The sequence below is a fragment of the Zhongshania sp. genome (assembly GCF_041623545.1).
Lineage (GTDB): Bacteria > Pseudomonadota > Gammaproteobacteria > Pseudomonadales > Spongiibacteraceae > Spongiibacter.
The window spans coordinates 20,973-27,422 of sequence record NZ_JBFJWS010000022.1 but is presented as its reverse complement, the minus strand read 5'-3'; the positions used below and the strand labels follow the sequence as shown (position 1 = coordinate 27,422).

6 protein-coding genes are annotated in these 6,450 nt (G+C 52.0%); all 6 read left to right on the top strand.

Annotation, left to right across the window (positions count from 1 at the left end; all coding sequences use genetic code 11):
• Nucleotides 1–109: 109 nt before the first annotated feature.
• The 6 genes from def (at nucleotide 110) to ABYT30_RS04960 (ending at nucleotide 6,444) form a co-directional block, all read left to right on the top strand.
• The gene (def, locus tag ABYT30_RS04985) at nucleotides 110–628 is read left to right on the top strand and encodes a peptide deformylase (protein ID WP_373080266.1); all 519 of its coding nucleotides are present in this window, start codon (nucleotides 110–112) and stop codon (nucleotides 626–628) included.
• The gene (gene fmt / locus ABYT30_RS04980) at nucleotides 625–1,608 is read left to right on the top strand and encodes a methionyl-tRNA formyltransferase (protein ID WP_373095497.1); all 984 of its coding nucleotides are present in this window, start codon (nucleotides 625–627) and stop codon (nucleotides 1,606–1,608) included. The genes def and fmt overlap by 4 nt, the downstream gene beginning before the upstream one ends.
• Nucleotides 1,605–2,900: a 16S rRNA (cytosine(967)-C(5))-methyltransferase RsmB gene (gene rsmB, locus ABYT30_RS04975; protein ID WP_373095494.1), complete on the top strand. Its 1,296-nt coding sequence runs from the start codon at nucleotides 1,605–1,607 to the stop codon at nucleotides 2,898–2,900. Before fmt ends, rsmB begins: the two co-directional genes overlap by 4 nt.
• 75 nt (nucleotides 2,901–2,975) lie before the next feature.
• A complete protein-coding gene (trkA, locus tag ABYT30_RS04970) occupies nucleotides 2,976–4,349 on the top strand; it encodes a Trk system potassium transporter TrkA (protein ID WP_373080273.1) in 1,374 nt (457 codons plus the stop codon).
• Nucleotides 4,350–4,377: 28 nt separating this feature from the next.
• On the top strand, nucleotides 4,378–5,826 hold the full coding sequence (locus ABYT30_RS04965; protein WP_373080274.1) for a TrkH family potassium uptake protein: 1,449 nt from the start codon (nucleotides 4,378–4,380) through the stop codon (nucleotides 5,824–5,826).
• A 3-nt stretch (nucleotides 5,827–5,829) separates the two neighbouring features.
• Nucleotides 5,830–6,444 carry a class I SAM-dependent methyltransferase gene (locus ABYT30_RS04960; protein ID WP_373080276.1) on the top strand — a complete coding sequence of 205 codons (615 nt, stop codon included), beginning with the start codon at nucleotides 5,830–5,832 and terminating at the stop codon, nucleotides 6,442–6,444.
• Nucleotides 6,445–6,450: the final 6 nt, after the last annotated feature.

Sequence of the window (6,450 nt, the reverse complement as noted above, 5' to 3'; positions counted from 1 at the left end):
TATAGAGGATACTCTGCAACAGGCGAATGATTTGTGGAGTGTAATGTGCACTCAATCATCATCTTAGCAATACTTACACAACTTACACGAGAAATGGTCACAAACTGTTATGGCTGTACTTGAAATCCTCGAATTTCCCGATCCGAGACTGCGAACTGTCGCAAAACCGGTAAAAAACGTCGATGAGCGCATCCGCAAATTGATCGACGATATGTTTGAAACCATGTACGAAGCCCCCGGCATTGGCCTTGCCGCTAGCCAAGTGAACGTACACGAACAAATTGTGGTCATCGACACCAGTGAAGACCGCAGCGAACCCTTGGTCTTTATCAACCCCGAAATCACTGTATTGGACCACGAAACCTACCAATACGACGAGGGCTGTTTATCAGTACCGGGTTTTTATGAAACTGTCGAGCGCCCCCAGCATATTCGCGTCAAAGCGCTAGATCGCAATGGCGAGGCCTTTGAAATGGCACCAGAGGGCTTACTCGCGGTGTGTATTCAACACGAAAAAGACCACCTCTTAGGCAAACTCTTTGTCGATTATATCTCACCTCTCAAGCGTAACCGCATCCGCGGCAAAATGGTGAAGCTGCAGAAGCAAAAGGCGGCGGACAAAACATGAGTACACCGTCTCTGCGGCTGGTGTTTGCCGGTACCCCTGAGTTCGCTGCCCGCCACCTGCAAGCGCTAATCGACGACGGCCACCACCAAATAGTGGCGGCCTATACCCAGCCAGACCGCCCCGCCGGACGAGGCAAAAAAACCCTGCCCAGCGCCGTCAAGCAATGCGCGACAGCAGCGGGTATACCAGTGTTTCAACCCGCCAATTTTCGCGAAGCTGATGACCGCGAGCTACTTGCCAGCCACAATGCCGACCTTATGATCGTGGTTGCCTATGGCTTACTACTACCCCAGAGCGTTCTCGATATACCCCGGCTAGGTTGCGTCAATGTTCACGGTTCGCTATTGCCCCGCTGGCGCGGCGCAGCGCCGATTCAACGGGCAATTGAAGCTGGCGACACCGAGACTGGCGTCACTATTATGCAAATGGATGCCGGTCTCGATACTGGCGCAATGCTCAGTAAAATCAGCTGCGCTATTGGCCCCCAGGACAGTGCAGCCGATTTACTGACGCGCTTGGCCGATATCGGCGGCCCCGGCCTAATCGACAGCGTCGCAGCACTCGCGGAAGGCCGGGCTAAACCTGAAGAGCAAGACGACGAGCTCAGTAATTACGCCGCTAAAATCAGCAAAAGCGAGGCAGAACTAAACTGGCACTTAGATGCCCAGAGTCTAGACCGCAAAATACGCGCATTTAATCCATTTCCCATTTGCTACACCCGCTTTGCGACGAGCCGTGTTGATGAGCGCATAAAAATCTGGCGCGCCCAGCCAGAAGCGAGTTCTACGCCAAATCACAAGGCCGGTGCCATTATTGGCGCGGATAAAACCGGTATCCTTGTCGCTTGCGGCCAAGGCAGTCTCCGTATTCTTGAGCTGCAAATGCCAGGCGGCAAAATTCTCGCCGCCAGAGATGTGCTTAATTCCCGCGCCGAGCAATTCGCCCCGGGTACTATTTTCGCCAGCCAAGGCGCCATATGAAATGTCCTAGAGTTGCGGCAGCGCGCTGCCTCGCCAGCATTGCCCAAGAGGGCAGCTCGCTGTCTCGACAACTACCCCTCGGTGAACAAGATCTCGACCCAGCTCAACGCTCTCTTTATCGCGAGTTGTGCTACGGAACACTGCGTTATTACTGGCGCTTAGACGCAGGCCTTAAGCCACTGTTTAGCAAAGGACTTAAGCCCAAAGACAGCGATGTAAAGATGCTGATTTTAATCGGCGCCTACCAACTTTTTTACACTCGTATTCCGCCTCACGCCGCGATAAATAGCGCCGTTGAAGGTTGTCGCAGCCTTGGCAAAAAATGGGCGTCCGGCATGGCGAACGCCATACTGCGCCGCTGCCAGCGAGAGCAAGAGACCTTATTTACGAATTTAAAGCCCGCTGCCGAGGCAGCCTTTCCGGCATGGCTATATCAAGCAATTGAGCAGGCGTGGCCGGATAAAATCGCTGAGATAATGGCTGCCAGTAATGCCCACCCGCCGTTTTGCCTACGTCTCAATCCTCGGCATCAAGATCGCGATGCATACTTAAGCCGACTGGCTGAGCTCGATATGGCGGCGAGTGCATGTGATTTCGCACCCTACGGTATACGCCTAGAGCAAGCCTGTAGCGTCGATAAATTGCCCGGCTTTTTTGAGGGCCATATCAGCGTCCAGGACGAAGCCGCTCAGCTCTGTACGGAATTGCTCGATCTCAAGCCAGGGCAGCGCGTATTAGACGCCTGCGCCGCTCCCGGCGGTAAAACCGGCGCCATACTCGAAGCCCAAGCCGCCTTAAGCGAAGTTGTGGCACTGGATATTGACGAACAGCGCCTGCAGCGCATAAGTGAGAATTTAAAGCGCCTGGAACTTAGTGCAAGCCTAGTCGCCGCGGATGCCGCAGATCTTGATAGCTGGTGGGATGGTCGCCACTTTGATCGAATTTTGCTCGACGCACCTTGTTCTGCGGTCGGCGTTATTCGTCGCAACCCCGACATCAAGCTCAACCGAGTGGTCAGTGATATTGCACCACTCTGCCGCTTACAAGCTAACTTGCTCGATAATTTATGGCGCTGCCTAGCGCCCGGCGGCTTGTTTGTTTACGCCACCTGCTCATTGCTTCCCGATGAGAATGAAGCACAAATTAGCGCGTTTCTCAGTCGCGAAGCCAGCGCCGAACTGCTTCCCCTAGACGTTGCTTGGGGACAGGATCGCGGCGGTTGCCGGCAATTATTTCCGCAAGAACAGGGGCACGACGGTTTTTTCTACGCGCTAATGCGGAAAAAACTGTAAGCACGGCTATTGAGTGCCACACTACAAGAACACACAATTAGTGAATAACAGCGACAGCGCAGGCGATAGCGAACGATGAAAATCATAATACTGGGTGCAGGGCAGGTTGGCGGTACCTTGGCAGCGAATTTGGCCAGCGAACACAACGACATTACCGTGGTCGACAAAGACCCCGATCGCCTCCGCGAGCTGCAAGATCGGCTCGATATCGGCACGGTGACCGGCCAAGCCTCCCACCCAGATGTACTTGAGCGTGCTGGCGCCGCCGACGCAGATTTATTGATTGCCGTGACCAATAGCGACGAAATCAATATGATTGCCTGCCAAATCGCCTACACGCTGTTTCGCACACCGACAAAAATATCGCGGATTCGCTCCAACGCCTACACCAGCGTAGAAAAACTATTTGGCAATGAAGCGATTCCCATTGACGTCTTTATCAGTCCCGAAGAGCTTGTCACTCAGTACATCAAACGCTTATTGCAATATCCCGGTTCCTTGCAAGTATTGGATTTTGCCGATGGCCTCGTCCAACTCGTTGCCGTAAAAGCCTACTATGGTGGCCCGATGGTAGGGAATGAGCTTGCCGCAATTCGTGAGCACATGCCCACTGTCGACACTCGGGTCGCCGCCATTTTTCGCCGTGGCACCGCAATAATGCCCAGCGGCGACACGGTGGTAGAAGCAGGCGATGAAGTGTTTTTTATTGCCGCAAAAAAGAACATTATGCCGGTGATGAGCGAACTTCGTCGCCTAGATACACCGTATAAACGATTGGTTATTGCCGGTGGCGGCAACATCGGCGAGCGCTTAGCACGAGCCGTAGAGAGCCGCTACCACGTTAAAATTATCGAGCGCAGCTACGATCGCTGCAGAGCACTGTCAGAGCAATTATCTAAGGCCATCGTGCTACACGGTAGCGCCTCTGATCACGATTTACTCGCCCAAGAAAACATTGAAGAAACCGATGTCTTTCTCGCCCTAACCAACGATGACGAGGCGAATATCATGTCGTCTCTGCTGGCGAAGCGCATGGGCGCCAAAAAGGTTATTACCCTTATCACCAATCCGGCCTATGTCGATTTGGTACAAGGCGGCGATATCGATATCGCCATTTCACCGCAACAAATTACCATCGGCAGCCTGCTCACTCACGTGCGCCGTGGCGATATATATAATGTCCACGCGCTGCGCAGGGGTGCGGCAGAAGCCCTAGAAATCATCGCCCACGGCGATAGCCGCTCGTCTAAGGTCGTCGGCCGTCGCCTGGATGAAATTGTACTACCCGAAGGGGTGAGTATAGGCGCCCTAGTTCGCGGCGAGGAAGTGCTTATCGCCCACAGTCATTTAATGGTTGAACCAGAGGACCACTTAATTTTATTCCTAGTCGATAAAAGCAAAATAAAATTGGTCGAAAAACTATTCCAAGTCGGCTTCAGCTTTTTCTGATGACTAGTTTCGCCGCCAGAGACGCACCATGCACCTAAGTATTATTTGCCGAATTATCGGCATGCTGTTAATGATTTTCAGCCTGACGATGGCCGTTCCGGCCTTGTTATCTATTGTCTTTGATGACGGTGCTTTAACGGCATTTGTGTGGGCCTTTACCCTCACCTTTTGCTGCGGCTTGCTGTTGTGGGTTAGCAATTTAAAGCAGCGACAAGAGCTGAGTATTCGCGACGGCTTTTTAGTGGTATCACTTTTCTGGACAGTTCTCGGTCTATTCGGTGCACTGCCATTTTACTTAGCGGACAGCCCCGGTCTCTCAGTCAGTGAATCAGTATTCGAATCTATTTCAGGACTTACCACCACTGGCGCTACCGTTATCACTGGCCTCGACGAGCTGCCAATTTCTATTTTATTTTACCGCCAGTTTTTACAGTGGCTTGGCGGCATTGGCATCATCGTGATTGCGGTTGCCATATTGCCAATACTGGGCATTGGTGGCATGCAGTTGTATCGCGCAGAAACGCCGGGTCCGGTCAAAGATAACAAGCTTACGCCGCGGATTACCGGTACAGCCAAAGTCCTGTTCTTGATGTACTTAGCGCTAACCGGCGTGTGTGCGCTAGCGTATTGGCTGGCCGGCATGAGTATTTTTGATGCGATTAGCCATTCATTTTCCACTGTCGCGATAGGCGGATTTTCTACCCACGACGCCAGTATGGGCTATTTTAACAGTCCTCTTATTTTAATGATTTGCAGTGCCTTTATGCTCTTTGCGGGCATGAGTTTTACTATTCATTTTCATGTCTGGCGGGGCCGTTCGGTAAAGCAATATTTTCGCGATTCCGAAACCAAATTTTATTTATCGGTGATCGGTATTGCCGCGCTCACTATTTCTATTTATTTGTTTATTAGCGGCACCTATTCCTTAGGCGGAAGTGTTGTACACGGTATTTTTCATACTGTGTCGGTGGCAACCACCGCCGGTTTTGGCGCTGAAGATTTTTCAATCTGGCCGAGCTTTTTACCCGTCGCCGTCATTATGTTGTCATTTATGGGTGGCTGCGCGGGTTCCACCGGTGGCGGTATGAAAGCCGTCAGAGTTATGTTGGTCGCCAAGCAAGGCATTCGCGAAATGAACCAACTTATTCACCCCAATGCTGTCATCCCCTTAAAGATAGGAGCTCATCGCGTTGAAGCTAAAGTCGTGAGCGCCGTGTGGAGTTTTGTTGGGGTATATATGATTTCCTTTATCATAATCACCTTGGCGATGATGGCCTGTGGCCTAGACTCCCTCACCGCGTTTTCTGCTACCGCAGCGGCGATTAACAATATGGGCCCCGGTCTCGGGGAAGTCGCATCAAGCTATCGCAGTGTAAGCGATACCGGTAAATGGATTCTCTGCTACGCCATGTTGCTGGGCCGCTTAGAGATCTTCACGCTATTGGTATTATTGATGCCCGCATTCTGGCGGCGCTAAACGATGACCGTAGATCGTGACCCCGTGAGCAGTAAAGCAAAATGGAATCTCCGCCACGAGCAGCGCGAAATGCCTGGGCCCGCTTGTCGAGTTCTTCGAGCACACCGAGATTTGCTACCCGCTAATGGGCTAGCGCTAGATCTTGCCTGCGGCTTAGGTGGCAATGCCATTTTACTGGCGCAAGCGGGCCTCAAATGCGAAGCAATGGATATTTCTGATGTCGCGGTTTCTCGTCTAAATACCTTTGCAGGCCGAGAAAATTTAGCCATTTCCGCATGCCTCGCCGATGTGGAGGCCCATGGCTTTTCTCTGGCACCAAAGCAATACGATGTCATAGTGGTTAGCTATTTCCTACATCGCCCCTTGTTTCCCGCGATTGTCAGCGCGTTAAAATTAGGGGGCCTATTATTTTATCAAACCTTCGTTCAAAACGATGCTGGCGCCCAATCTGGCCCTAAAACACTGAGCTTTTACCTGCGAGAAAGGGAGCTGCTGTCACAGTTTAGGGATTTGGAAATACGGTATTATGACGAACGCGCAAATGACAATGGCGGAAAAGCCAGCTTCGAGGCCGAGCTGGTAGCGCAAAAAACAAACGCGATAGTATCACTAGGATAGACGATC

What these genes read in the sequence shown, in the direction of transcription:
- rsmB (WP_373095494.1), top strand. Translation starts at nt 1,605, where the DNA reads ATGAAATGTCCTAGAGTTGCGGCAGCGCGCTGCCTCGCCAGCATTGCC.
- fmt (WP_373095497.1), top strand. Translation starts at nt 625, where the DNA reads ATGAGTACACCGTCTCTGCGGCTGGTGTTTGCCGGTACCCCTGAGTTC.
- ABYT30_RS04960 (WP_373080276.1), top strand. Translation starts at nt 5,830, where the DNA reads ATGACCGTAGATCGTGACCCCGTGAGCAGTAAAGCAAAATGGAATCTC.
- trkA (WP_373080273.1), top strand. Translation starts at nt 2,976, where the DNA reads ATGAAAATCATAATACTGGGTGCAGGGCAGGTTGGCGGTACCTTGGCA.
- ABYT30_RS04965 (WP_373080274.1), top strand. Translation starts at nt 4,378, where the DNA reads ATGCACCTAAGTATTATTTGCCGAATTATCGGCATGCTGTTAATGATT.
- def (WP_373080266.1), top strand. Translation starts at nt 110, where the DNA reads ATGGCTGTACTTGAAATCCTCGAATTTCCCGATCCGAGACTGCGAACT.